25 protein-coding genes are annotated in these 25703 nt (G+C 44.1%); 19 read left to right on the top strand and 6 right to left on the bottom strand.

The features are described 5' to 3' along the window. A partial coding sequence (locus FFM77_RS14115) for a hypothetical protein (protein ID WP_223876738.1) occupies window positions 1-183 on the top strand: 183 nt, incomplete at its 5' end. A gap of 76 nt (window positions 184-259) precedes the next feature. Here FFM77_RS14115 and FFM77_RS00735 read toward each other — a convergent pair. The 4 genes from FFM77_RS00735 to FFM77_RS00750 all read right to left on the bottom strand — a co-directional run bounded on the left by FFM77_RS00735 (window position 260) and on the right by FFM77_RS00750 (window position 4196). Continuing rightward, the gene (locus FFM77_RS00735; RefSeq protein ID WP_137633840.1) at window positions 260-1021 is read right to left on the bottom strand and encodes an amino acid ABC transporter ATP-binding protein; all 762 of its coding nucleotides are present in this window, start codon (window positions 1019-1021) and stop codon (window positions 260-262) included. Window positions 1022-1032: 11 nt separating this feature from the next. Further along, on the bottom strand, window positions 1033-1731 hold the full coding sequence (locus FFM77_RS00740) for an amino acid ABC transporter permease (protein WP_171001532.1): 699 nt from the start codon (window positions 1729-1731) through the stop codon (window positions 1033-1035). Between the two features lie 78 nt (window positions 1732-1809). Next, window positions 1810-2622 carry a transporter substrate-binding domain-containing protein gene (locus FFM77_RS00745; RefSeq protein WP_137633842.1) on the bottom strand — a complete coding sequence of 271 codons (813 nt, stop codon included), beginning with the start codon at window positions 2620-2622 and terminating at the stop codon, window positions 1810-1812. 341 nt (window positions 2623-2963) lie between these two features. Further along, on the bottom strand, window positions 2964-4196 hold the full coding sequence (locus FFM77_RS00750) for an aminotransferase-like domain-containing protein (protein ID WP_137633843.1): 1233 nt from the start codon (window positions 4194-4196) through the stop codon (window positions 2964-2966). Window positions 4197-4331: 135 nt separating this feature from the next. Between FFM77_RS00750 and FFM77_RS00755 the strand changes: the two genes are divergently transcribed. Further along, window positions 4332-5231, top strand: coding sequence for a LysR family transcriptional regulator (locus tag FFM77_RS00755; RefSeq protein ID WP_137633844.1), 900 nt, complete (start codon window positions 4332-4334; stop codon window positions 5229-5231). Between the two features lie 97 nt (window positions 5232-5328). Here the strand turns inward: FFM77_RS00755 and FFM77_RS00760 are convergent, their stop codons facing one another. After that, the gene (locus FFM77_RS00760; RefSeq protein WP_137633845.1) at window positions 5329-6171 is read right to left on the bottom strand and encodes an alpha/beta hydrolase; all 843 of its coding nucleotides are present in this window, start codon (window positions 6169-6171) and stop codon (window positions 5329-5331) included. A gap of 911 nt (window positions 6172-7082) precedes the next feature. On the opposite strand from FFM77_RS00760, the gene FFM77_RS00765 reads away from it, so the two are divergent. The 16 genes from FFM77_RS00765 (at window position 7083) to FFM77_RS00840 (ending at window position 22786) form a co-directional block, all read left to right on the top strand. Beyond that, window positions 7083-8366 carry a NupC/NupG family nucleoside CNT transporter gene (locus FFM77_RS00765; RefSeq protein ID WP_137633846.1) on the top strand — a complete coding sequence of 428 codons (1284 nt, stop codon included), beginning with the start codon at window positions 7083-7085 and terminating at the stop codon, window positions 8364-8366. Window positions 8367-8691: 325 nt separating this feature from the next. Next, window positions 8692-9426 carry a 16S rRNA (guanine(527)-N(7))-methyltransferase RsmG gene (gene rsmG, locus FFM77_RS00770; RefSeq protein WP_137633847.1) on the top strand — a complete coding sequence of 245 codons (735 nt, stop codon included), beginning with the start codon at window positions 8692-8694 and terminating at the stop codon, window positions 9424-9426. Window positions 9427-9444: 18 nt separating this feature from the next. Next, window positions 9445-10296, top strand: a complete 852-nt coding sequence (gene noc, locus FFM77_RS00775; protein WP_137633848.1) for a nucleoid occlusion protein — start codon at window positions 9445-9447, stop codon at window positions 10294-10296. Between the two features lie 2 nt (window positions 10297-10298). Further along, on the top strand, window positions 10299-11066 hold the full coding sequence (locus FFM77_RS00780) for a ParA family protein (protein ID WP_137633849.1): 768 nt from the start codon (window positions 10299-10301) through the stop codon (window positions 11064-11066). Further along, window positions 11056-11943, top strand: coding sequence for a ParB/RepB/Spo0J family partition protein (locus tag FFM77_RS00785; RefSeq protein WP_137633850.1), 888 nt, complete (start codon window positions 11056-11058; stop codon window positions 11941-11943). Before FFM77_RS00780 ends, FFM77_RS00785 begins: the two co-directional genes overlap by 11 nt. A 140-nt stretch (window positions 11944-12083) precedes the next feature. Continuing rightward, window positions 12084-12272, top strand: a complete 189-nt coding sequence (locus FFM77_RS00790) for a DUF951 domain-containing protein (protein ID WP_137633851.1) — start codon at window positions 12084-12086, stop codon at window positions 12270-12272. 28 nt (window positions 12273-12300) lie between these two features. Next, window positions 12301-13401, top strand: coding sequence for a redox-regulated ATPase YchF (gene ychF, locus FFM77_RS00795; protein ID WP_137633852.1), 1101 nt, complete (start codon window positions 12301-12303; stop codon window positions 13399-13401). Between the two features lie 20 nt (window positions 13402-13421). Further along, complete coding sequence (locus FFM77_RS00800) at window positions 13422-14150, top strand: DUF1129 domain-containing protein (RefSeq protein WP_223876739.1); 729 nt, start codon at window positions 13422-13424, stop codon at window positions 14148-14150. A gap of 677 nt (window positions 14151-14827) precedes the next feature. Then, window positions 14828-15979 (top strand): IMP dehydrogenase, encoded by a 1152-nt coding sequence (guaB, locus tag FFM77_RS00805; protein WP_137633854.1) that lies wholly within the window; start codon window positions 14828-14830, stop codon window positions 15977-15979. A gap of 192 nt (window positions 15980-16171) precedes the next feature. Next, entirely contained in the window at window positions 16172-16861 is a 690-nt protein-coding gene (gene croR, locus FFM77_RS00810) for a response regulator transcription factor CroR (RefSeq protein ID WP_137607648.1), read from the top strand. 15 nt (window positions 16862-16876) lie between these two features. Continuing rightward, window positions 16877-18037, top strand: a complete 1161-nt coding sequence (locus FFM77_RS00815) for a sensor histidine kinase (RefSeq protein WP_137633855.1) — start codon at window positions 16877-16879, stop codon at window positions 18035-18037. A gap of 64 nt (window positions 18038-18101) precedes the next feature. After that, window positions 18102-19433 carry a D-alanyl-D-alanine carboxypeptidase family protein gene (locus FFM77_RS00820; protein ID WP_137633856.1) on the top strand — a complete coding sequence of 444 codons (1332 nt, stop codon included), beginning with the start codon at window positions 18102-18104 and terminating at the stop codon, window positions 19431-19433. A gap of 742 nt (window positions 19434-20175) precedes the next feature. Beyond that, window positions 20176-20670 (top strand): GNAT family N-acetyltransferase, encoded by a 495-nt coding sequence (locus FFM77_RS00825; RefSeq protein ID WP_137633857.1) that lies wholly within the window; start codon window positions 20176-20178, stop codon window positions 20668-20670. 150 nt (window positions 20671-20820) lie between these two features. After that, window positions 20821-21606: an AzlC family ABC transporter permease gene (locus FFM77_RS00830; RefSeq protein ID WP_137633858.1), complete on the top strand. Its 786-nt coding sequence runs from the start codon at window positions 20821-20823 to the stop codon at window positions 21604-21606. 20 nt (window positions 21607-21626) lie between these two features. Beyond that, entirely contained in the window at window positions 21627-21977 is a 351-nt protein-coding gene (locus FFM77_RS00835; protein WP_137633859.1) for an AzlD domain-containing protein, read from the top strand. Window positions 21978-22069: 92 nt separating this feature from the next. After that, entirely contained in the window at window positions 22070-22786 is a 717-nt protein-coding gene (locus FFM77_RS00840) for a sulfite exporter TauE/SafE family protein (protein WP_137633860.1), read from the top strand. A 265-nt stretch (window positions 22787-23051) separates the two neighbouring features. Here FFM77_RS00840 and FFM77_RS00845 read toward each other — a convergent pair whose 3' ends face one another. After that, complete coding sequence (locus tag FFM77_RS00845) at window positions 23052-24245, bottom strand: SAM-dependent methyltransferase (RefSeq protein ID WP_137633861.1); 1194 nt, start codon at window positions 24243-24245, stop codon at window positions 23052-23054. Window positions 24246-24513: 268 nt separating this feature from the next. On the opposite strand from FFM77_RS00845, the gene FFM77_RS00850 reads away from it, so the two are divergent. Further along, window positions 24514-25470, top strand: a complete 957-nt coding sequence (locus FFM77_RS00850; RefSeq protein ID WP_137633862.1) for a cell surface protein — start codon at window positions 24514-24516, stop codon at window positions 25468-25470. Window positions 25471-25703: the final 233 nt, after the last annotated feature.

Consider the following 25703-nt stretch of genomic DNA (forward strand, 5'->3'; position numbering starts at 1 on the left):
GGAGCTGGGTATCTACGCTCATTTTATCCATTATCAGAACACCTCAGATTGTGTTCCAACTTTTGGGGTACACCTCAGCTTTGGCTTCAAAATGGTCCATGGCGTTCCAGCGTTTTAGGAACCAACCGGCAGGCGGCAATTTCAACTGGCGCTAAGCGTAAATTAATGGTTGATTATTTTTAAATCTTGAGGATCGTTATTGGCTTCAAAATGGTAATCGGACCAAAAAAACGCCCACCAAATAGGTGAGCGTTGTGGGTTAGTTATTAGCTTTGTCAGAGATGGTGGTGAATGTCATCGCGGCTAAGAAGTCAGCAATCCGCTGGGTCGGCTGTTTGAAGAACTCAGCCGGTGTGCCATTGAATAAGATCTTGCCGGCTTCAACAAATAAAATCTTATCAGCGACGGCACGGGCGAACTCTAAGTTATGTGTCACGATAATCATCGAATCTTTTTCCTGGGCGAGTTCTAGTAAAACGCGTAGGACCCCCGCTTCTAACTCGGGATCTAGAGCGCTAGTAGGTTCGTCTAACAAGATATATTCTGGATTCATCGCTAGTGATCTAGCAATGGCCACACGTTGCTGCTGGCCACCGGAAAGTTGGCTAGGATAAGCTTCAGCTTTATCGGCTAAGCCAACTTTAGTTAAGAGTTCCAACGCCGTCTTTTTAGCGGCAGCGGGAGTTTGCTTTAAGACTTGAACTGGACCCTCCATCACGTTTTTAACAACTGTTAAATGTGGGAAGAGGTTGTAGCCTTGAAAGACCATCCCCGTTTTACGACGTAACGTTAAGATGTTTTTACTACTTAATGGCTTTGTAAAATCGATAAGTTGGTCGTTAAAGGTATAACGGCCACTTTCAGGCCGCTCTAATAAATTAAGTGAGCGTAATAAGGTCGATTTACCAGAACCAGAAGGCCCCACAATGACCGTGGTTTGTTGTTCTTTAAATTCGGCATTGATATCAATTAACGCTTGATGGTCGCCGAAAGTTTTATTAACGTGTTCTAATTTAATCACGGGAACTCCTCCTAATTGGCCGTCTTAATGTAACGCGAGCTCCGTTTCTCTAAGTAGCCTTGCAGCCAACTGAGAATTGAGCAGAGGATCGCATATAGTGCTGCGACCAACGTATACATCACTAGCGGCTGGTAGTTTTCAGCCGCAATCTGTTGACTGACTTCAAACATTTCGATGATCGTAATCGAGGCGGCCAAAGAGGTATCTTTCACTAAACTGATAAAGCTGTTGGATAACGGCGGTAACGAGACTCGTGCGGCTTGGGGCAAGATGATGCGTCGTAACACTTGCGGCTTCGTCATACCAATCGAGTAAGCCGCTTCCCACTGACCTTCGGGAATCGATAGAATCGAAGCCCGAATGGTTTCAGCACAATACGCTCCGGTGTTAAGTGAGAAAGTCATGATTCCAGCGGTCCAGGGGTCTAATTGGATCCCGTTGGGGAAGACCCCTTTGATTTTGAGATACGGCAAGCCAAAATAGACGATGAACAATTGGACTAGTAACGGGGTACTGCGGAACAGCCAAACATAGAAATAAGCAACTGCTTTGAGAATTGAGAACCAGCCATGGCGTGGTGACAATTTCACTAGAGCCGTCAAAACCGCTAAGATTAAACCGATGATAAAGGACACGATTGCAATGGGAATCGTGTATTTAAGCCCCGCTAGAGCGATTTGCGGGGTCGCTGTGACAATGATATGCCAGATAGAATTCATAAGTGTAAAGCGCCTCCTATAACGCGTAATGGGTCAACCTATGTAGCCCGTCAAATTGACGGGGAAAAATTACTCTTTAGTGACATCACCACCGAAGTATTGCTTCGATAGCTTCGTCAAAGTACCATCTTTTTTCAATTCATTAATGGCTTTGGTAATCTGCTTTTGTAATTTAGCATGTTTTTTAGTGACGATGGCGCCAATCTTTTGACTGGCAATGGCATCACCACTGTCAATTAACTTGATGCTGGCATTGGGCTTTTGTTTTAAGTAAGCATAGAATGCTTCACGTGAGTTAATCGTGCCATCAACGCGGCCTTGATTAACGAGATCAATGGATTGTTGGAAACCATCCGTTGGGGTAATCGTTGCGCCTAAACGCTTGGCATCCTTGGCATTGTTCGTCGTCGTAGCTTCGGCGACTTTCTTGCCCTTGATATCGGTAATCTTTTTGATGGTTTTGTTAGATTTCTTAACCGCTAATTGTGATTTAGAATAGATGTAAGGCGTTGAGAATAGATATTTTTGTTTCCGGGCCTTATTTTCTGCAATATTGTTGAACACAACATCGTATTTATTGACATCCAAACCAGCGATTAAGGAATCGAACTTTGTTGGGACGAACTTAACTTTTAAGCCCATCTTTTTAGCGACATCACGGGCTAAATCAACTTCAAACCCAGTTAATTTGCCATCTTTACGGTAACTGTAAGGCTGGAAAGTCCCTTCCAAACCGACCGTTAACGTGCCGGAAGTCTGTAAGTCTAAATTAGACCCAGCGGCACTACTTTTACTGCTTGAGTTATTCCCGCAAGCTGTTAAGACCACAGCTAGTGCGACCCCGAATAACGCAAGACTTAATTTTTTAACTAAACGTTTCATAGCGTAAGAACACTCCCTAATTTTTTTGACACCTACCTATCATAAATGAAAAGTCACTAACTGACAAAAAATAAGTGCTTATATTGATGGTTTTCTAGTTATTAATTGGGCCGCTTGGTGCTAGTCAAAATTGCCGTCTACCGGTTGGCTGCTAAAATGCTCGCTGTGGGCTATTTTAGAAGTCAACCAGAGTGGCAAGTTTAATCCAACTAACGCTAATCACAAATTAAGTCTATTTTATCGGAGCTAGCCAGTGACCGCAATGCTAGCTAATAACTTTTGCCAATGGTTAGGCACAAAAAAGAGTTTGGCAATTAGGCCAAACTCTGATTAAAGACGTTTTAGAATTGGATCGCTGTTTTTAATGGTAGGGCTGGTGCTACGGCTTGGTTAGCTTGTAGTAAGGCACCGAGCCGCTTGATCCCGGCAGTAATGGTGACGGGGTCTAAGCTGGTAAAGTTCAAGCGGAAGCCGTTTTTAACCGTACGGCTTGCGAATTGGCAAGCGGCCGGGACATAAGCCACGTGTGCTTGCGGGAGTACTTTAGTTTCTAATAATTGTTTAGCGTCGATATCGCTAGGCAAAGTCACCCAAATGAAGAAGCCACCAGCTGGTCGCGTATACGTGATGTTTTTTGGGAAGTACCGATCCAAGGCAGCTAACATGGCATCGCGTTTGAGGCGATAGGCGGCGTTGATCGTAGCAATATGCGCGTCGATATCGTGTTGATCCAAATAACTATTGATTGCTTGCAAGGTGACGTTTGGTGATTGCACATCAATCGCTGATTTTAAGCCGATTAATTCTGACATGATTGGTTGGTCAGCCACAATCCAGCCGGTCCGCAAAGCGGGTGATAAAATCTTTGAGAAGCTAGAAATAAAGATGACCCGGCCCTCAGTATCGTAGTGTTTAATCGCTGGGACTGATTTACCACTATAACGGAGATCACGATAGGGACTGTCTTCCAAAATAATCACATCATATTGGTTGGCCAAGGCGACCATTGCTTGCCGGCGTTTCGCAGATAACGTAGTGCCAGTTGGATTATGGAAATCTGGAATCGTATAAATGAGTTTGATCTCTGGATGAGCCTGTAAGGTTTTACGCAAAGCCCGGATATTCATCCCATTTTGATCAACGGGAACTTCATAATAAGTCGGTTCGTAGGTGTCAAAAGCGGCGAGCGCCCCCATGTAAGTTGGTCCTTCTACGACCATCGCGTCACCGTGATTCAATAATAATTTAGCTACCAGATCAATTGCTTGTTGGCCGCCTTGCGTCAACATGATGTTATCAGCAGTCGCCGTGACGCCGGCATGTGATTGCATACGGTCAGCTAACTTTTGCCGTAAGTTTTGTGGGCCTTCCGTTGCTGAATATTGGAAGATTGCGGGTCCTTGTTGATCGATAGCGGTTTGATAAGCTTGTTTTAAGTCTGCATCTGGAAAACGACGACTATCAGGGAAACCGCCCGCAAAGGAAATGTTTTCTGGATTTACACTATTCTTGAAAATTTCATCTAAGTCGGATGTATCGTTAGCTAATACCCGGTTTGCAAATAATTCTTTCATAATTAATGCCCCCACATTCTGTTAAATCCTAATTAATTTCTTGATGACCATATGATATGATGGAGGGTAGATTTAGTAAAGCTCAACTTTTTCAATTATAAATGAAATTCATTCATCTAAGGAGTAAAGACGACGATGGCCAATTTTGCGTATGAAGTATTTGCCACGGTGGTTGCCCAGAAAACCTTCTATCAAGCGGCAGCGACCTTGAATGTCACGCCCAGTGCAGTCAGTCACTCGGTGAACCAATTAGAAAAAGATTTAGGGTTCCCGTTATTTATTCGAAACCGTTCGGGCGTTGAACTAACCAGTGACGGCCGCCAAGTCTTACCATATGTGCAAGAGATTTTGAATACGGAGAGTAACTTACGCCAAGTTGCGGATAATATCCAAGGCTTGCATTCTGGGTCAGTCCGGATTGGGGGCTTTAGTAGTGTCTGTATCAATTGGTTGCCACGGATTATTCGACGCTTCAATCATGAATATCCTGATATTGAGATTTCAGTCGTTCAGGGGAATTTTAATGAAATTACGAAATGGGCCAAGATTGGGACGATTGACATTGGGTTTACTGCCATGCCCGTCAATGAGAATTTATTAGTACATTCACTGATTAACGATCCCATCTATTGTGTGACCCCAGCCGGTTTTGTCCCTGAAAATGGCGAATACATTACGATTGATGATGTCGCTGATCAAAACTTTATCTTGCAACAAAGTGACTACGATCGGGATACGAAGTTAGCGTTGGATCATTATCATGTCACGAATAACTTCTTACGTTTCTCAATTGATGATCAGTCGATTATTTCGATGGTGGAATCTGGTTTAGGGATGGGTATTTTGCCGAAACTCGCTTTAAAGAAACTAACCGGGGATGTCAACACGTATCCATTTGCGGAACCTTATAACCGTGAGATAGCGCTAGTGGCGAATAAAACGCAATCAACCGCACCATCGACGGCGATGATGATTCGCTCGATTAAGCAGTTCTTAGTTGACGAGTATGGTGACGAGATGCTTTGGCAAGCGTAGGGCTTGAGGTTGTGAGTGTAAAAATAAGGATTCAGAAAGTCGCAATTGATTTCTGAATCTTTATTTTTAGGCTTGATAGATTAAGTTATGTTTGGTGCTAGTTAATCGAATCTTGAATGAGGTTGGCTAAGCGCCAGCTACTGAATAATCGCGCGTGACTGGCCCGCCAAGTATGCAGAATCCGATGTTGATAGCGATTGACTTGATTTTTGAAGATTGCTTGACCAGCTAGTGCACTCTGAACCGGCACGACGCCATCGCCATGTTTGATCCCTTTAGCATTTCCAGCAATTAGCGTTACGTTGATGGCTGAGTGAATGTTTTTTCGTTGGGCAATGAGCTGTTTTAAGGTGGCTGTTTGCTTAGTTGCGTGAACCGCCGTTGCCGTATCGTTATTTTGTTTTAAGCTGGTTCCATTGAACGGGGTCGCGATGGCGACAAAGTTTAGTGGCGACAAGCTAGCGGTCGTGCGAGCGAGGTAGTTGGTCGCCATTAAGCCGCCATCGCCGTATGCTAGTAAATTGTAGTGCTTAAAAGCCAGCTGTTGTTTGGCGGTCGTTATAATGGTCGTCATCCAATGGGCCTGTTGGGTAGCAGTCCCCGTTGGCAAGTTGAGCTGTAAGTAGGGCCGATTATCATGAGGTTGCAACTGACCATGGAAGGTGACATGATCAGTTTTAGTGACCTGAATCTGAATGATGGATTGACTGCCATTATTCTGTTGTAGTCCCGCCACTAATTGACGACTATTGGCGGGACTGACGTGGTTACCTAATAACAAAACAGTCGGTACGCGATTTGTTGATGTAACGGTGACTGCGTTGACGGGCTGCTTCGGTTTGCGCACTTGTCGTTGCCAGAGCAACGTACCACCAATGACAGCGATTAGGATTGTGAACCAGCCGGCCGTAATCAGGGCTTGCTTTGTGGTCGTCTTCATCGTGCTCGGTTACCTCGTTTCCAAATATGTAGACTTTTTAATGCTAATTAGCTTGGGCTTGTTGTTCTGGTTAAGCCGGAGTTGGCTGGAACGTGGCGACTTTAACTAACATTAGGATGAAACTTACTTTAAATTTAGCTTAATTGGGTGTTAGTTGCAACTTGTGACTGTAGTCGATATTGGTAGATCATATGATTATTAATCAGAATAAATGCTTAGCGCTAGTTGAACTTGCCGCCTGCTGGTTGAGTTTGTGGTCGACAATAGACAATCATTAATTCCCGTTGATTAACGCCGGGCGGGCCAGAATTGGCTCAGCGGCCACCACGTTCCAGCCGATTCTGGACCAACCAGAGTGGCAATTTACGCCAACTAACACCAAGCGTAGACTAAGCCTTTTGTTTTAATTAACGAAGCCAGGCTGGCTGATTAAACAAATTCTGGTTTTAGTTCTGAAGACAGCAAAAGACCCGACCAAAAGATTTGGCCGGGTCTCCTTAAAGGCAATCAGTCGACTGCTCCGTACAGGGCAGAGACTGATGCTTTAAGATTAGATATGGTACTCAAAAAGCATCACCCCCTTTCATTAATTGTCTGTAGCTTACACTGGTTTGCCAGTTGGGTCAATTAATTAGTTCGGTAACCGATGAAACGTGCTATAATAACGTTCCTTGGCAGGGGCGCGGGAGTCTTAATGACGCCACGAGCTTTAATTGGACCGGTTGACTTTTATAAGTTAACCGGTCCTTTATTTTGATCTAACCGGGCTTAATTCGTTTTTTAATGAAACGAGTCAGTTTTTATTTAGGAAGGCTCCCTCCCGTTAATTATTTATGGTATCTTAATAAAGGTAGTTTTTTCTTAATATTTTATTGGGTTGCTAACGTTTATAGGGAAGAGGGATTATTCACATGGTCTTTAACTTGGTAGTTAATATTATTGGGATTGTGGTCTTTATCGCAATCGCCTACTTATTCTCCAAGCAAAAGCACGCCATTCATTGGCGTTCAGTTGGTATCATGTTAGTTTTGGAAGTTATCTTAGCATGGTTCCTAACCGGTTCACAAGTTGGGGTCGACGCGGTTAAAGCGGCGGCTGACGGGTTTACTTGGCTCGTGGACGTATCGTATGACGGGATTGGCTTTGCGTTGGCTAGTTGGGTTAACGTTAAACAGATGGACTTTGTTACCAGTTCATTATTACCAATTTTGTTGATTGTGCCATTATTCGATATTTTAACGTACATCGGCGTTTTGCCATGGATCATTAAATGGGTCGGCCGGGGGTTAGCTTATATCACTGGTCAACCAAAATTCGAATCATTCTTCGTCGTTGAAATGATGTTCTTAGGAAACACCGAAGCTTTGGCCGTTTCCCAATTACAATTGAAGCAAATGAAAGCACAACGGAACTTGACGATTGCGATGATGTCAATGAGTTGTGTCACGGCTTCCATTTTAGGGGCTTATATCCAAATGATGCCTGGTCAATTTATTTTGACGGCGGTACCAATGAACGTCTTGAATGCGGCCATTATTGCGGCTATCTTGAATCCAGTTGAAGTTAAACCGGAAGAAGATACGATTGCTAAAATCGGTGGTAGCAATGCGGTTGAAGAAAACACCGCAACGACTGAAACTAGCGGTTCTGAAGAATTAGCTGACGAACAAGTCAAAGCTGCTAAGCCAGCACGCGAACCATTCTTCTCTTTCTTAGGTGACTCAATTCTTGGGGCTGGTAAGTTAATTTTAATTATCGCCGCTAATGTTATTGCCTTCGTGGCTTTAGCCAAATTAATCGATAAATTATTAGGTTTGATCAACTCAAACTTATCACTTGAAAATATCTTTGGGATTGTGATGTTCCCATTCGCTTGGTTATTAGGTTTCAACGCCCATGATGCCTTCCAAATGGCTTCTTACATGGGAACCAAGTTAGTGACGAACGAATTCGTTGTCATGGGGGAAGTCACTAGCAAAGTTAGTGGTTTTGAACCCCATTTCAAGGCTGTCTTGACGGTCTTCTTAACCTCCTTTGCGAACTTCTCAACGGTCGGTATGATCATCGGGGCTTTCAAAGGGATTGTTAATCGTGAAAAGAACGACTTGATTTCACGGAATGTTGGTTACATGTTATTATCTGGGATCTTAGTCTCCCTCTTATCATCCGGGGTTGTTGGCCTATTCGTTTGGTAAGCTTTAAATATTAAAAATTAGTGGTACGGCAATTCGAGGTAGTTATCTCGGATTGCCGTATTTTTTTGGAGTAAGCATTGCCGCCTGCCGGTTGGTTGCTAAAATGCTGGACCAACCAGAGTGGTAAGTGCTAGCTAACTAGTGTTTATGTCGCCCACGTTAGCTGACTGAAAACCTAGCATTTTCAAGGGTTAACCGCGGTTAATAATGCGGGTATCAGCATTGATTTTAGCCCAATTTTAAGTTAAAGTTATGAGGTGACGTGAAACATTAGCGTTGTTTCACAACTGTCAGGATCTGAGAACCTTAATTTAAGGAGTTTTAAATGAATCCAGAAGAATTTAAACAGGCTTTGGCGGCTAAAGGGATTGCCCTTGATGACCACCAAATGGCCCAGTTTGCAACTTACTACCGGTTGTTGATCGAGACTAACCGGCAATTTAATTTAACAACGATTACCAATGAAGCGGATGTTTATTTGAAGCATTTCTATGACTCGATTACACCAGCTTTTTACGTGGCCGCGTTACGGGAGCAACCATTGACTATTTGTGACGTTGGGGCGGGAGCCGGATTTCCATCGTTACCATTGAAGATCGCTTTTCCCAAGTTGCAAGTCACGATTGTTGATTCGTTGAATAAACGGATCAATTTCTTGAACGAATTGATTACCGCGTTAGGCTTAACTGGGGTTCAGACGTTCCATGATCGGGCTGAAACCTTTGCCGGTAAGAAGTCTGTTCATCGTGAAAGCTATGATTTAGTGACTGCTAGAGCTGTTGCTCGGCTGTCTGTGCTAAGCGAACTTTGTTTACCATTGGTTAAAGTCGGCGGGCAGATGGTGGCTTTAAAGGCTGCCAATGCGCGGACTGAAACGGCAGAAGGCGACTATGCGGTACAACAATTAGGTGGTCAATTAAGTGCCGATGAGGCCTTTACATTGCCCCAAACAGGCGATGCCCGGCACATCGTGGTGATCGATAAGAAGCGACCATCACCAAAGCGCTATCCGCGTAAACCTGGGACGCCGGCGAAACAGCCGTTAACAGCGCCTGAATAATGTTGGGAGGTAATTCAAATGGCATTCTCCTTATTTGGCTCGAATCGCGATAAGCGTAATAAGGATACGGAAGCGGCAACGCAGCATCAACAAATCATTCGCGTGCCGGTTACCGCCATTATTCCGAACCGTTTTCAACCGCGCCAAGTCTTTGATGAAGCGGGGATTGCGGAATTAGCGGCTACGATTGCGGAACACGGGTTGTTGCAGCCAATCGTGTTACGCGAATATGCAGATAAGAAATATGAGATTATTGCTGGCGAACGCCGTTTCCGGGCCGTCACATCCTTGCATTGGGCGGATGTTCCAGCGATTATCCAGAAAATGGATGATGGCGAAACGGCGTCAATGGCGTTGATTGAAAACTTGCAGCGCCAAGATTTGACGGTCATTGAAGAGGCCACTGCCTACCAAGAGTTAATGAAGTTAAATCACTTGACCCAGGCTGCGATGGCGAGCGAACTCGGTAAAAGTCAGTCATTTGTCGCCAATAAGTTACGGTTATTGAAGTTAGCACAACCGGTCCAACAAGCGTTGCTGCAGCGACAGATTAGTGAACGACATGGTCGAGCCTTATTGACCTTGACGACTGAACAGCAACTAGCTGTGTTACAACAAATCTTAGCGCATGATTTAACGGTCAAAGCGACGGAACAATTGGTTCAAAAGCTAAGCAATCCGCCTAAACCAAAACGTAAACGACCACGAGGGTTAACGGGCGATACCCGGATCGCGGTCAATACGATTAAACAATCGATTAAAATGGTGACCGATGCTGGTTTATCAGTGAAAACCCATGAGGAAGACACTGAGGATGGCTATCGGATCACGATTGAAATTCCGAAAAATAAATCAAGGGGTGGTAAGTAATTATGGGAACCGTTATTGCACTCGCTAACCAAAAAGGTGGCGTTGGCAAGACGACCACGAGCATCAATCTAGGTGCGGCGCTGGTCGATCAAGGCCAAAAAGTACTATTGATTGATACGGATGCTCAAGGCAATGCCACGAGTGGTCTGGGCATTCAAAAGTCAGCAATCGAACATGAAATTTATGATGTTTTGATTAATGATACCCCGATTAAAGAAACGATTATCCCGACGACTCACCAGGGTTTAGATATCGTGCCAGCGACGATTCAATTGTCGGGTGCTGAAATCGAACTGACCCCAATGATGGCCCGGGAAACGCGTTTACGCGACGCCATCGATGATGTTCGTGGTGATTACGACTTTATTCTGATCGACTGTCCACCTTCGCTAGGGTTATTGACGATCAATGCGTTTACCGCTTGTGACTCGATCTTAATTCCAGTGCAAAGTGAATACTATGCGTTGGAAGGGCTAAGCCAGTTATTAAATACGATTAAGTTGGTTCAAAAGCATTTCAATCGTCAATTGAAAATTGAAGGCGTGCTGTTAACTATGTACGACGCTCGGACGAACCTTGGCCAACAAGTTAATGCCGAGGTTCGGAAGTTTTTCAAGGATGCTGTCTATCAAACGATTATTCCTCGGAACGTCCGGTTGTCAGAAGCGCCGAGTCACGGCTTGTCGATTATCGATTACGATATTCGGTCCAAGGGTGCTCAAGTTTATTTAGCATTAGCAAAGGAAGTGTTGGCTGCGCATGGCAAGTAAAGATCAAAATAAAGCATTGGGCCGAGGCATTGATGCCTTGTTTGCTGATGCTGATGAACCAACCAGTGAAGCGGCAGTGGTCGACTTAGCGTTAACTGATATTCGGGCGAACCCGTATCAGCCACGGCATAAGTTCGATCAGGCGGCCTTAAAAGAACTCGCTAGCTCGATTGAAAAGTCCGGCGTCTTCCAGCCGATTATCGTGCGGCAACCAGATGCCGAGATCAAGAAGTATGAATTGATCGCTGGCGAGCGGCGTTTCCGGGCCTCCAAGCTTGCCAAACAGACCACGATTCCAGCAATCGTGCGCGATGTTACCGAAGAACAAATGATGGAAGTTGCGGTGTTAGAAAACCTGCAACGGGAAGACTTAACGCCATTGGAAGAAGCGGAAGCCTATGAGTCTTTGATGAAGAAGTTGAAGCTCACGCAAGCGGAAGTTTCCAAACGGCTTGGTAAGAGTCGGCCCTATATCGCGAACTATTTACGCTTGTTGGGCTTGCCAACGGGCGTCAAACAGTTGATTCAAGGCGGCAAGTTGTCGATGGGCCAAGCGCGGACACTGTTGTCATTAAAAGACAAATCAAAATTAGCACCATTAGCGAAAAAAGCCGTCAAAGATAATTTAACAGTGCGGCAACTCGAACAAATCGTCGCGCGTTATAATGGAGATGCGGCGAAACCCGCTAAGAAAGCTGCGGTTAAAAAGTCGCCATATATCCGGGCGAGTGAAGAACAGCTACAAGAAAAGTTCGGCACGGCCGTTTCGATTCAAACCAAAGCTAGCAAAAAAGATCAGGGTAAAATCGAGATTCCATACTTATCGAATGACGATTTAACCCGGATCTTAGAAATTTTGAAAATCGATTTAAATTAAAGGACTAGGTGCTAGTGGTATTGTTGGCAACTGGTTAAAATATATCTGGTAATTAATGCCAGCCGATTCTGGCCCAACCAGAGTGGCAAGTTAAACCAAACTAGCAAAAAAATAAATTAATTGATGAAGGGGCGTTGCGCATGTATGATTTAGGTGATATTGTCGAAATGAAGAAAGCGCATCCGTGTGGGGTTAACCGTTGGGAGATTACCCGGATGGGCGCTGATATTAAGATCAAATGTACGGGTTGTGATCACATTGTCATGCTGACGCGCCGCGAATTTGATAAGAAGTTAAAAAAAGTTTTAGTTAAAAAAGCCGAAGCTTAATTATTAAAAGGAAGAGTGAATAACTGATATGGCACTTACAGCAGGTATCGTTGGCTTGCCCAACGTTGGTAAATCAACATTGTTCAACGCAATCACAAAGGCCGGCGCCGAAATGGCAAACTATCCATTTGCAACAATCGACCCGAACGTTGGGATGGTCGAAGTTCCGGACAAACGTTTAGACCGGATTCAAGAAATTATTCCAGCTAAGAAAGTCGTCCCAACGACGTTTGAATTTACTGATATTGCCGGGATCGTTAAAGGTGCCAGCAAAGGTGAAGGCCTTGGTAACAAATTCTTGGAAAATATTCGTCAAGTTGATGCCATTGTCCACGTTGTCCGGGCATTTGATGATGATAATATTACCCATGTGACTGGGAAAGTCGACCCACAAGATGATATCGAAACCATCAACTTGGAATTGAGCTTAGCTGACCTTGAAGCCGTTGATAAACGTTTAGCGAAAGTACAACGGGCTGCTAAGGGGAGCGATAAAGAAGCCAAGGCGGAATTAGCGGTACTTGAAAAAATCAAACCAGCTTTGGAAGCTGGAAAACCAGTCCGGTCGTTAGACTTTAACGAAGATGATCAAGCCATCGTGCGCGGGTTATTCTTGTTAACTTCTAAGCCAGTCTTGTACGTTGCGAACATCGCTGAAGATGATATGGCTGATCCTGAAAACTCGAAGTATTATCAAGTCGTAGCCGACTATGCGAAAAAAGAAGGCGCTCAAGCAATTGGGGTCGCTGCTGAAACGGAAGAAGAAATCGCTGAATTAGATGATGACGATAAAGCTGATTTCTTAGCTGCTGAAGGCGTTGAAGAACCTGGCTTGAATAAGCTAATTCGGGCTTCTTACAAGCTCTTAGGCCTCGAAACCTTCTTTACAGCTGGTGGCAAGGAAACTAAGGCCTGGACCTTTAAACGTGGAACTAAGGCGCCTCAAGCTGCCGGGATTATCCATTCTGATTTTGAACGCGGGTTTATCCGGGCTGAAGTCATGTCTTATGATGCCTTAAATGAAGCCGGTAATGAAGCTAAAGTTAAGGAAAATGGGAAGTTACGTCTTGAAGGTAAAGATTATGTCATGCAAGACGGGGATATCGTTGAATTCCGGTTCAACGTTTAATCATAAAGGAGGAACTGCTCGTGAGTGAAGCACCGAAACAGCCGCGCAATGCCCAAGCGGGGGCCAAACAGATCCAAGCGGCCGAACACCCATTACGGGATGCCAGTGAGTTAACTAAGCGTAATGATGAGTACATGCGCCAGATGCGCAAAGCTTTAAACGCGACGGACCTCACTGGTGATAAGAAAAAAGCGGCGTTAGATGAAATGATGACGACGCTTTTGGCTGAACAGCATAAAGGGACGACTGCTCGTCAATTATACGGGACAGTTCAAGAGCGCGTTCAAGCGATTATCGAAGGCCCTAAAAAGGACCCAGCCCAACAAGCACAAGCGAACTACTGGGTCACCGCCTTAGATAATGGGCTGATGTTATTCATGATCTTCTGCTTGATGTATGGGGCTATTGCTCTCTTTAACAAAGGTCCACATGCTTATGGAAGTCAGAACGGTGCCAATGGGATTACAGCCATTTTGGTTACCTCAATCGTTGGTGGACTCGGAGTTGCTAAGTTGTTCCAATACTTACAACCAGCAAAAGGCAAGAAAAAAGTACCAATGTGGCGCAAAATTTTCTGGTCAATCTTAGCTGTTATTGTGTGGATGATGGTCTTTACACTAACAGCCGCTTTGCCAAAGGGCATGAATCCAAGCTTGAATGGAATTGTTTATCTAGTACTTGCTGCCATCGTCTTTGGGATTCGTTTATGGCTCAAACGTCGCTTTAATATTGCTAACAGCATGTTTTAACGTTATTAAACACTTATTCTACTGTGGAATAAGTGTTTTAATTTACGCTAGGTTTGGCGTTAACCGTGAGTTGGCCGTCTTCGTTGACTAGCCGGTTTGCGGTGGGGCAGCCCTGCAGCCAAAGGGTGGTCTGCACGGCGAACCGGCTGGTCACTGCGACTATAGTGTAGATGATTCCTCTCATTTCATGGGTGAAATTTTTTTGAAGCGGGTGTTAGATGGCATCATTGCATTAAGAGTGACTGTTGTTTTTAACCGTCTTCGTTGATTAAAGTGAAATTTGTAAATATATCGCTAATTAACGCCGGGCGGGTCAGAATTGGCTCAATGGTGTCGTTTGACTTAGCCGGTGGTTTTTCCGGGTTAGTCAAAGCCCGGCTTATGAGACCGTCCTGTGGCTCATAACCGCGGCCACCACGTTCCAGCCGATTCTGGCCCAACCAGAGTGGCAAATTAGAGGATCTATCTGCCAGGAACTTTGAACTAATCTAAAATGTAGTGCATAATTAAAAGTGAGGGCGGGCTAGTGAAAACGGTCCAACTGGCAGACACAGTTGTCTGAGCTTGGCACATTACTTAAAATGAAAAATCACTGAAAATGCGCGGATACGCTTGCATTTATCAGGATGTTTTGTTACCTTTACAGATAAAATAAAATCACAAGGAGCTAACGTTCAATGTCTAATTGGGATACAAAGTTTGGAAAAAAGGGTTATACGTTTGATGATGTACTATTAATTCCGGCCGAAAGTCATGTTTTACCGAATGAAGTTCATCTAGGTGTCAAGCTTGCTGATAATTTGCAACTTAATATTCCAATTATTAGTGCGGGCATGGATACCGTTTCTGAATCTGCGATGGGCATCGCGATGGCGAACCAAGGTGGGTTAGCGGTTATTCATAAGAACTTGAGTATTGACGCTCAAGCCGCTGAAGTTAGCAAAGTGAAAGCTGTTGAAAAAGACGCCGATCATCCGCATGCAGCCGTTGACGCTAACAATCATTTGTTAGCTGTCGCTGCTGTTGGCGTCACAAGTGATACCTTTGATCGGGCAGAAGCCTTATTTACGGCTGGTGCTGATGCAATCGTGATTGATACGGCGCATGGTCATTCCGCAGGGGTTTTACGCAAGATCAAAGAAATTCGCGAACACTTCCCTAAGGAAACGTTGATTGCTGGGAACGTCGCTACTGCTGAAGGAACGCGGGCGTTATTTGAAGCCGGGGTCGATGTGGTTAAAGTTGGGATTGGTCCTGGTTCAATCTGTACGACACGGATCGTTGCCGGTGTCGGTGTGCCACAATTGACAGCCGTTTATGATGCTGCCAGTGTTGCGCGTGAATATGGCAAGCCAATCATTGCTGATGGCGGGATCAAGTATTCTGGTGACATTGTTAAAGCCTTAGCCGCCGGTGGTAACGCCGTTATGCTTGGGAGTATGTTAGCTGGGACCACTGAAGCACCTGGCGAAATCGTCTTTGATGACGGTCGTCAATACAAGTTCTATCGTGGTATGGGTTCAGTTGGCGCGATGTCACAAGCCCATGGCTCATCTGATCGTTACTTCCAAGGCGGCGTCAATGAAGCCAACAAGTTAGTACCAGAAGGTGTTGAAGGCCGCGTGCCATTCAAAGGTAGTGTTGATGACATTATCTTCCAAATGCTTGGTGGCTTACGTTCTGGGATGGGCTACGTTGGGGCCAAAGATTTAACGGCGCTCAGTAATGATGCGCAGTTTGTTGAAATTTCGGGTGCTGGTTTACGTGAATCACATCCACATGAAATTCAAATCACCAAGAATGCCCCTAACTATTCGGTTAACGGGTAGGCTAATAAAATAAATGGTACCTAATAAGTCGGGGAATCTAGTTCCTCGGCTTTTTTGGTACGCTGAATTAAGTTGCTCAAACTGACCAGACTAGCTAATCTTTGCGTTTTCTCTAAAAAAGGCCTTTGGGCGCCATGTTGACAGTAGTTTTTGGTAGAATGGAAACAGAATTACTTAAGGAGAAATTTAAATATGAAAATTTTAGTAGTCGATGACGACAAAGAGATTGCACAATTATTAGAAATTTATATTAAAAACGAAGGCTACGAGCCGATTAGTGCTTACAACGGTAAGGAAGCCTTAACGAAATTAAATACAAACCCCGATATTGCCTTGATGATTTTGGATATCATGATGCCGGAAATGGACGGGATTGAAGTTATTAAAGAAGTCCGTAAAGATTCTCAATTACCAATCTTGGTCTTATCAGCTAAGACTGGCGATATGGATAAGATCCAAGGCTTGATCACTGGGGCCGATGACTATGTCACCAAGCCATTTAATCCATTGGAAATTATGGCGCGGGTTAAGTCGCTATTGCGGCGGTCAGAAAATAACGTCACGACCACGGAACCGGACGTCTTGGATATCGGCCCATTGACTATCAATAAAGATTCACATGAAGTTAAGACGTTGACTGGTAAGGATATTCAATTAACCGCTTTGGAATTTGGTATTTTGTACTTATTAGCCAGCCATCCGAACCGGGTCTTTTCAGCTGATGATATTTTTGAACGGGTTTGGCAACAAGAAAGCATTGTCTCAGCTAAGACGGTCATGGTTCATGTCAGTCACCTGCGCGATAAGATCGAAGAAGCGACTGATGGTGAAAAGGTGATCCAAACCGTCTGGGGCGTTGGTTACAAGATCGAATCACGCTAAGAGTGAGGGTTACTTTTGAAATTAACTGGACGTGAAAAAAGTGAATTATTCTTTGAAGGAGTAGTAACGGTGATTTTGCTACTCCTTTTGAACTTGTCTATCGTGGTCTTAATTAATCAAGCCATTGCCCATAATCCAGGCTTACAGAACGGTATTTTTGAGATCAAACGGTCGATCAAGCTGGGACCAACGGACTATCAATTATGGAGTTACGAGAATTTATTTGTCGCGTTAATGCTGATTGCGGATGGCTTTGTCTTATATTGGCGACTCATTCGGCGCTATAAGCAGATGCAGTTGCGACATATCATTAGTGAGTTGCATTATATTGCGGCCGGACACTTTGATCATCGGATTGGTTTCAGTTTGACGGGCGATACCCAACGTGTCGTTGAAAGTGTCAATGCGTTAGTTGATTCGGCGATTCACTCGATGGATGAAGAACGGGAGATTGAGCGGTCGAAAGATGCGTTGATTACGAACGTTAGTCATGATATTCGGACACCACTGACGTCAATTATTGGGTATTTAGGTCTGATTGAAAACCATCAGTATCAGTCAGAAGACGACCTCGTTAAGTATACGCATATCGCTTATAACAAGGCGACACAGATGAAGTCGTTAGTCGAAGATTTATTTGAATATACCAAGGTGCGCCAGACTGAGACACCATTGACAATCAGTCGTTTAAATGTGACGGCGATGATGGAACAACTGGCAGCTAGTTTTGAGTTGGAAGCGAATAAGAAGCATTTAAAGATTGAAGTTGAAACAGGGACGGCGCCGATTTACTTGGAAGCTGATGCCGAAAAGTTAGGCCGGGTCTTCAATAACCTGATTACCAATGCCTTTAAATACGGAACTGGCGCGCATAAGGTGATTCTGCAAGCTGAACAGCGTGGGGAAGAAGTCGTGATTCGAGTGGCCAATGATGGTCAGCGAATTCCGGCTGATTCACTAGGCATGTTGTTTGAACGGTTTTATCGAGTGGAAGAATCGCGTTCTAAGGCGACTGGTGGTTCCGGCTTAGGCCTCGCGATTGCGCAAAGTATTGTCCAGCATCATGGGGGCTATATTTATGCGCAAAGTGACGATGCGTTGACCAGCTTTGTGATTCATCTGCCGGTTAAACATGATCATCCATTGACGAAAAAAGAACAGAAAATTGCGAATTAACTTGTTTCCAACCGCTGCATTATTTAAACTTATAGATAGCATTCAGGAAAGGGATAATTGAGAAATGAGAGTTGCAGGAAAGTTTAAGAAAATCATGATTAGTCTGGTCGCGGCCGTGACGTTGGCTTCGACTGGGCTAGGCATTATGGCGACCGGCGTGACTGCCCAAGCTGCTACCACCCCAAAAATTTCCGCTAAGGCGGCGATTGCGGTGGACGCGTCAACCGGTCAGATCTTGTATAACAAGAATAGTAGCAAACCCATGGCGATTGCCTCAATGACGAAGATGTTGAGTACGTATCTAGTTTTGAAGGCGATTCATGAAGGTAAGTTGTCTTGGAATCAGAAGATCAGTGTTAGCAAGGCCGTTGCGAAGATGAGTCAGAACAAAGATTATGCGAATGTGCCATTATTATCAACGAAGACTTATTCCGTGCGGCAATTATATAACGCTACTGAAATTTATTCGGCCAACGCGGCCATTACGGCGTTAGGTGATGCGGTCGCCGGAACACCACATAAGTTCGTCCAATTAATGCGGCAAACGGCCAAATCATTTGGCATCACTGATGCGACGATTATCAATGCTAGTGGGTTGACCAATAAAGAAGTCGGTAGTGAAATCGGGTATAGCAGTGAAGCTGCTAATGCAGAAAATGAAATGTCGGCTCAAGATATCGCGACCGTTGCCCAAAAGTTATTATCAAAATATCCAGAAGTTTTAAAGACGTCTAGCATTGCGCACGCTTGGTTTGCCAAGGGGACGAGTTCTGAAACTAAGATGGATAACCGTAACTTTATGTTGAAAGGGTTAGTCAAGCATTATTCAGCATTACCTGTTGATGGGTTAAAGACCGGGACTTCAGCTAAAGCCGGGAATGCCTTTACCGGGACCGTCAAGTTCAGTAATGGCAATCGGATTATTACCGTTGTCATGCATGCTGGTTCCGCTAGTGATAATGGAACCGAACGCTTCACTCAAACGGCGCAAATTATGTCATATGTTTATCACAATTATACGACCACGACCTTAGATAAATACAAGGCCATCAATGGCGTCGAAGCAGTGGCCGTTCAAGATGGGAAAGCCTTGACGACGAAGCTAGTTTCAAATAGTGATAGTACTAAGATTTATTTGCCAACTGGAACCGATGCATCAGCCGTTAGAGGGACTGCCAGCTTGAACAAAGCGGCAACGACTAATAATAAGTTGCAGGCACCATTAACCAAAGGCAAAACGGTTGGTACGGCTAATTTGAGCCTTGGTAAGACAGCAATTTCAGTCGTTAATGGAACTAAGAGCAAGCCAATGCAAGTTAACTTAACCCCAACTAAATCAGTTGAAAAGGCTAATATCTTCGTCAGAATGTGGCGTGGTATTAAGAGCTGGTTCTAATAGGTTGAAATTTATTGTGACGAGACTGGAAGTTAATTCTGGTCTCGTTTTTTTGTGGTTCCAGATTAAACTTGCCACTCTGGTTGGGTCAGCATTGGCTGGAACGTGGTGGCCGCGTTTATGAGCCATAGGGCGGTCGCATAAGCCGGGCTTTTACTAAATCGGAAAATCGCCGATTAAGTAAAACGACACCACTGAGCCAATGCTGACCCGCCCGGCGTTAATTAACTGGCTACTAATAAGATAAACAACTTGGTCAAATTTAGTTGATTAGTTAGTAGTTAAACGATGTCATTGTGTCAAGTAGCCAGTATGTTTCAGTGGGGGAGAGTTATTGTTAACATATGATTTTCAAGATGAATTGACTGAGTACGATGACTAAAGCTGACTTTCTGTTGAACTTAATTGGTTTTGTCTTTAACCAACTAAATAATTGGTCGCTTAATCAGCGCAGGGCGGGCTGGATGATGCTCAGTGGTGAAATTTTACTTGGTCGAGTGATTTTCTCGGCCTAGTAAAAGCCCGGCTTGGAAGACCGTACTATGGCTTCCAAACGCGGCCACCACGTTCCAGCATCAAGCCAGACCACCCGGAGCGGCAAACCAATGCTTAGACATAGCGATGATATACTAGCTTAAATAGTGATATAAACTGATTGAAAAAGGAATATCATCTAACTGCATAAAAATGTATAATGGAATTAGGTCGAAAATGTAAGAGCTTTCGAAAGGATGTTGATAACATGGATGTGACGCTGCGAATGGCGACCATGTCGGACTTACCATTGATTGTGGATATTTATAACCAAACGATTCCGGGCCATCAAGTGACGGCGGATCTCAAACCGGTGACGGTAGATCAGCGGCGGCCGTGGTTCTTAGCCCATTCGGCCAATCATTACCCGCTATGGGTTGTTCAAGCCAGTGATCAAGTCGTTGGTTGGATGAGCTTTTCACCGTTTTATGGTCGGGCGGCCTATGCTAAGACGGCGGAGATTTCGATTTATTTGGATCGAAGTGTTCAGGGGCAAGGCGTTGGGAGTCAAGTCTTAGCTTTAATTCCGACTCAGATGACCACGGTCGGGTTAACAACGTTAGTGGCCTATATCTTTTCAAGTAATCTGCCAAGTATCAAACTTTTTAAAAAATTTGGCTTTGAACAATGGGGATTTTTGCCGGCAGTTGCTGAATTGGATCAACGACCGAATGATTTAGTGATTTTGGGGAAACATTTTTAGAGACGTCAGGTGTAAGGAAACGATTACATATGGGCTTAAACCGAACAATATCGGTGAAAAGGTAGGATTGCAGCTTGAAACATGTTAAAATTAAACCCGAATGTCTAAACAAATAGACATCACACAATGTTGCTAGAATTCTTTACTGGTATGGTACTGGAGGCATTCTTGGTGAAAAAGAACGAGCCAAATTGGTTAGTGGTATTACGGACAGTAATGCCACTTGGGCTTAGCTATATCCCCATTGGTTTAGCTTGTGGGGTCTTATTGCATGCAGCCGGGTTCAACCATCTACTGACAGCGTTAATTTCAGTGTTGGTCTTTTCCGGTGGTGCCCAATTTTTGATTGCATCGATGTTGACCATCAATGCACCAATGACGACAATTATTTTGATGATGTTTTTCCTAGAACTACGGTATGCGCTGTTAGGGTCGAGTTTATCCCGTTACCTTAAGGGCCAGCCGTTACCGTTTATTTTTGCGTTCGCTTTTTCGATGAATGATGAAAATTATGCGGTCAACTATTTGAAGTTTGCCACGGATAAACATTGGAAACCAACCCAAGCCCTGTTGGTTGAACACTATTCCTTACTTTTTTGGACTGTCAGCAATATTATCGGCAGTTTGATTGGGAGTGCGTTGACCATCAACTTGAGCGTGGTTGATTTTGCTTTGACGGCGTTATTTATTTATATGGCAGTTATGCAAACAAAGAGTCGTTTAACAATTTTAGTCTGTGCGTTATCAGGCGTCTTAACGATTTTCTTCTTGGTTTTGATGAAGAGTACGTTAGGCTTAGTAGTGGCAACGTTGATCGCATCGTTGACCGGCTATTTTATCGAGCGCCATTTATTAGCACATAAGCCGGAAAGTCATCTGTTATACAAGGTTCACGATCCAACTAGCCAAACGGCGATGGAAGAATCTGACAAGTAGGGCACCGAGGAGTTTTGATTATGCAATCAGTTAGTTCAATGACTAGTATGGACCATTTTTGGTTGATTATCTTTTGTGCAATCGTGGCGTTTCTTCCACGTTTTTTGCCGTTGCTGTTCTTCACGAAGCGGCAAATTCCCGAATGGTTTAACGAATGGATGCGCTTTGTTCCGGTATCGCTGTTCACAGCGTTAGTGGTCAAGAGTGTCTTCGTTGACAGTAAGTACAATATTATGACTTCCGGTAATCTAGGTCTGATTATTTCGGCAATTTTAGTGGGCTTCGTGGCTTATCGAACGCGTTCGATGACGTTGTCAGTGGTGATTGGCTTAGGCGCGGTCATGATATTTGTACTTGTCCTGCATATTTAACGATTGAATTTAAGGGTATAAAGACTGGGAAACCGGTCTTTTTTTGTAACCTGTGACGATGGTTCAGCCAGTAAACTAAGGAGCTTGAAAAAATGTCGCAATTATTAATCATTTTACCAGCTATCTTGGCGGGTCTGGTCCAGGGGTTAACGGGTTTTGGCGCCGCCATCATTATGATGATCTTTCTACCAGCGTTGTTACCCATCGATCAAAGTGCCGGGGTGGCCGGCTTAATTATGTCAGCCAGCGTGGCCATGTTAGTTTGGCGTTATCGCCAAGCGGTGAAGCTTAAACGAATCATTATCCCGTTTATTGTCTATGCCAGTGTCGCCGCATGGTCTGTTCACTTGGGACAAGTTTTGGATTTGAAATTATTACGGCTATTACTAGGTGGCTTGTTAGTCGGTTTGGCTATCTATTTTACGTTATCCAAGCAAGCAGGGACGCAACGGTATCCGTTTTATATTGCCGGTAGCTTTATGATTATTTCCGGTTTCTTCAATGGCTTATTCGGAATTGGCGGACCGTTGATGGCGTTGTATTTTTTATCGCTATCAGAGTCAACCGCCGACTATACGGCTAATATGCAGACCTTTTTCTTAATCGATGTCATTTACATCACCAGTATTCGGGTCGTTAATGGCATTTTAACGGTCAAGGTCATCCCAGTGATTTTAATCGGTATGCTAGGCGCATTTATCGGCACCGCCATCGCCGCGCGGTTATTACCACATATGAATATCCAACTAGTTCGACGAGGTATTTACGTATTTATTGGCATTAGTGGTCTATATTATTTGTTGTTTTAGTCGATTGCAATGTGTTACTTGGGTATGAATAATTTTTTAAATGTTAGCTAACGACGGGCGGGCCAGAATTGGCTCAGTGGTGTCGTTTATCTTAGACGGTGATTTTCCGTCTTAGATAAAGCCCGGCTTATGAGACCGTACTATGGCTCATAAACGCGGCCACCACGTTCCAGCCGATTCTGACCCAACCAGAGTGGCAAGTTCAATCTGATAACACAAAAAAATGCGCCTAGTCAGCTGACTAAGCGCATTTTTTTGTTAATCGTTAAGCATTAACGGTGTTATCGTCATACATATATTCCCGCGTCATTGGTAAGTTCCGTGAAGAAGGTCCCTTTGAGACAAGGTATTGCATCACATCGATGTTCCCAGATTCAAATGAAGCGGCACAAGCTTGGAGATATAAATCCCACATCCGTGTAAAGCGGACGCCCATCTTATCTTCGATGGCTTCGCGTGCGGCATTGAAGTTGACGTCCCAGAGTTCGGTCGTCTTTTGGTAATGCCGACGTAAGGTTTCAACGTCATCGACTTGTAAGCCACAGTCAACGATGTGTTGTAAGTTTTCGGTCATCCCAGGAACGTAGCCACCGGGGAAGATGTACTTGTCTAACCAACCATTAGTAGCACCGCCTTGTTGCCGGGTAATCCCGTGCAATAAAGCCACGCCTTCTGGTTTCAAGTAATGGTTAACTCGTTCGAAGTACATTTCCAAGTTGGCTTTCCCAACGTGTTCGAACATCCCAACACTGGTGATGTAGTCGTAAGTTTCGTCGCCAAGTTCACGGTAATCTTCTAACCGAACTTCAGCAACATCACTTAACCCTTCGTCTTCGATCCGCTTAGCAACTAAGTTGTATTGTTCTTGGGATAACGTGATCCCAACTACTTTTAAGCCGTATTCTTTGGCGGCCGTCAACATCAAGGTTCCCCAGCCACAACCGATATCTAGCAAGGTCTTGCCAGGTTCAGGGTTTAACTTTTGAATGATGTGGTGAACTTTGTTGATTTGTGCTTGTTCCAACGTGTCATCTTCATTTTGGAAGTAGGCACAAGAATAAGTCAACGTGGGGTCTAACCACATCTCGTAAAAGTCATTACCAACATCATAATGACTCTGAATATCTTGTTGGCTCTTCTTTTCAGAATGGGATTGTTTGGGCATGAACTTCTTGAATTTGGAGTTATTAAAGAAGCTTTCAGCAGATTCGTAAGCTGATCGAATCAACTTTTGAATACTGCCATCGATTTCAATTTTACCATCCATGTAAGCTTCGCCAAGCGCAATTGACGCATTTTTGGTGATATCACGCATAGGAATGGCTTCCTTAAACGTTACCGTAACTTCAGGAGTGCCATCGCCACCGTAGTTTTCGCTACTGCCATCCCAGTAGTTGACTTGAACTGGAATGTTGAAGGAGTGGCTCAACAAGGTGCGATAAAAAGTCTTTTCTAGCATTACAATAAGGATCCTTTCTCGATTAAAAATACAGAATATATTATACGCCAATGAAAATGGGAATGTAAGCACTTGGTTTCAGGAGGTTCACTTGCAACCGGTTAACTAGATGCTGGGCCGCGGTTCGTCAGTTAATAATTTATTAAATTTCAGGATATTCGGGAAAGTGATGGAAGTTCAAGGAGATTCAACCTTAAAAAATCGGCATAACAATGTATAATAGGCTTAGGTTCTAATTTATGGAAACCAACTAATGGGGGTGTCATTTTTGAAAAAGTGGATGTGGGTGATTGTCGCAGCAGTCATTGTGATTGGTGTCAGCGGTTATACCTATTCAAAGCACCGCGAACAAACGACTGCTTATACAACGGCGATGCGTTATGGTAAAGAAGCCATTCAAGATAAAAATTACACACAAGCGGAATCGTTCTTCAGTCGTGCTTCACGGACGAAAGCCAACGATGCGACCGCACAACGTTATTTAGAACAGACGCAAACGTATGTTGATGGGGCTAATGCTATCAAAGAACGGCAATTTTCAGATGCCAAGACGAGCTTCACCACCGTTTCAAAGACGAAAAACGGGTCAAGCGTGTTAGTTACCCGGGCGAAGACCGAATTGAAGCTGATTAAGCAAGTCTTGAAAAAACGGCAGACCTATGCGAGTGAGTATCAAAAGGCGTTGGAATTAAATCAATCCAATGAATTTACGGATTCTAATGGTGTGCTGACGGTGCTTTTCCAAAGTAAAACCTTTAGTCAGTCTTATTACAAGGATATTTACAAAAAAGCCCGCGCATTAAGGAAACAAAATAACGCGGCGTTGAAATCCTTGACGGGTTCGACACCAGTCATCGCTAATGGGAGTTCGCAAAGTAGTAGTTCAACGACTGATAGCGAGAGTAGTCAATCAGATAATCGCAATTCATCGAGTAGCAGTACGGCTAAAAGTAAGGCTAATAGCAGTAGTTCTGGCTTGACCAGCGCGGAGCAAAGTGCGGCTAATAATTATTCTGGTAGCAATGAATACACCGTGACGAGCTCACAGCAGGCGGTTAATGGCTCTGCTGTGACTAGCAGCCAGATCAAGTCAACACGTTCTGAGTTGAAGGAAGCAGGTATTGATGCGGATGCATTAAGTGACCAAGATGTTCGGACCGTGCTACAGACGGCGGCTAGCGACCATACGTCACCAGTTCAAGCTGCAAAAAAATTATTTAAATAATTTAAAATTGACCGCTGGTATGGCAGTTGACTTTACAATCATCGAGAAAACGCTTAATTTTAAGTGCGAATCGGTGATTTTTTTATAAAAACTGTTATAAATATATGAGTAAGAGTGAATAAGTTCATTTCTTGCGTGTAGCGGAACAAAATGGGGGCAGTCAGAATTTGTATCGCGAATTGGGGCATTTTTTTACACGATCAAATGTCAAAACGGGTATAAATATGACTATT

Source organism: Lactiplantibacillus songbeiensis, assembly GCF_005405125.1.
GTDB lineage: Bacteria > Bacillota > Bacilli > Lactobacillales > Lactobacillaceae > Lactiplantibacillus > Lactiplantibacillus songbeiensis.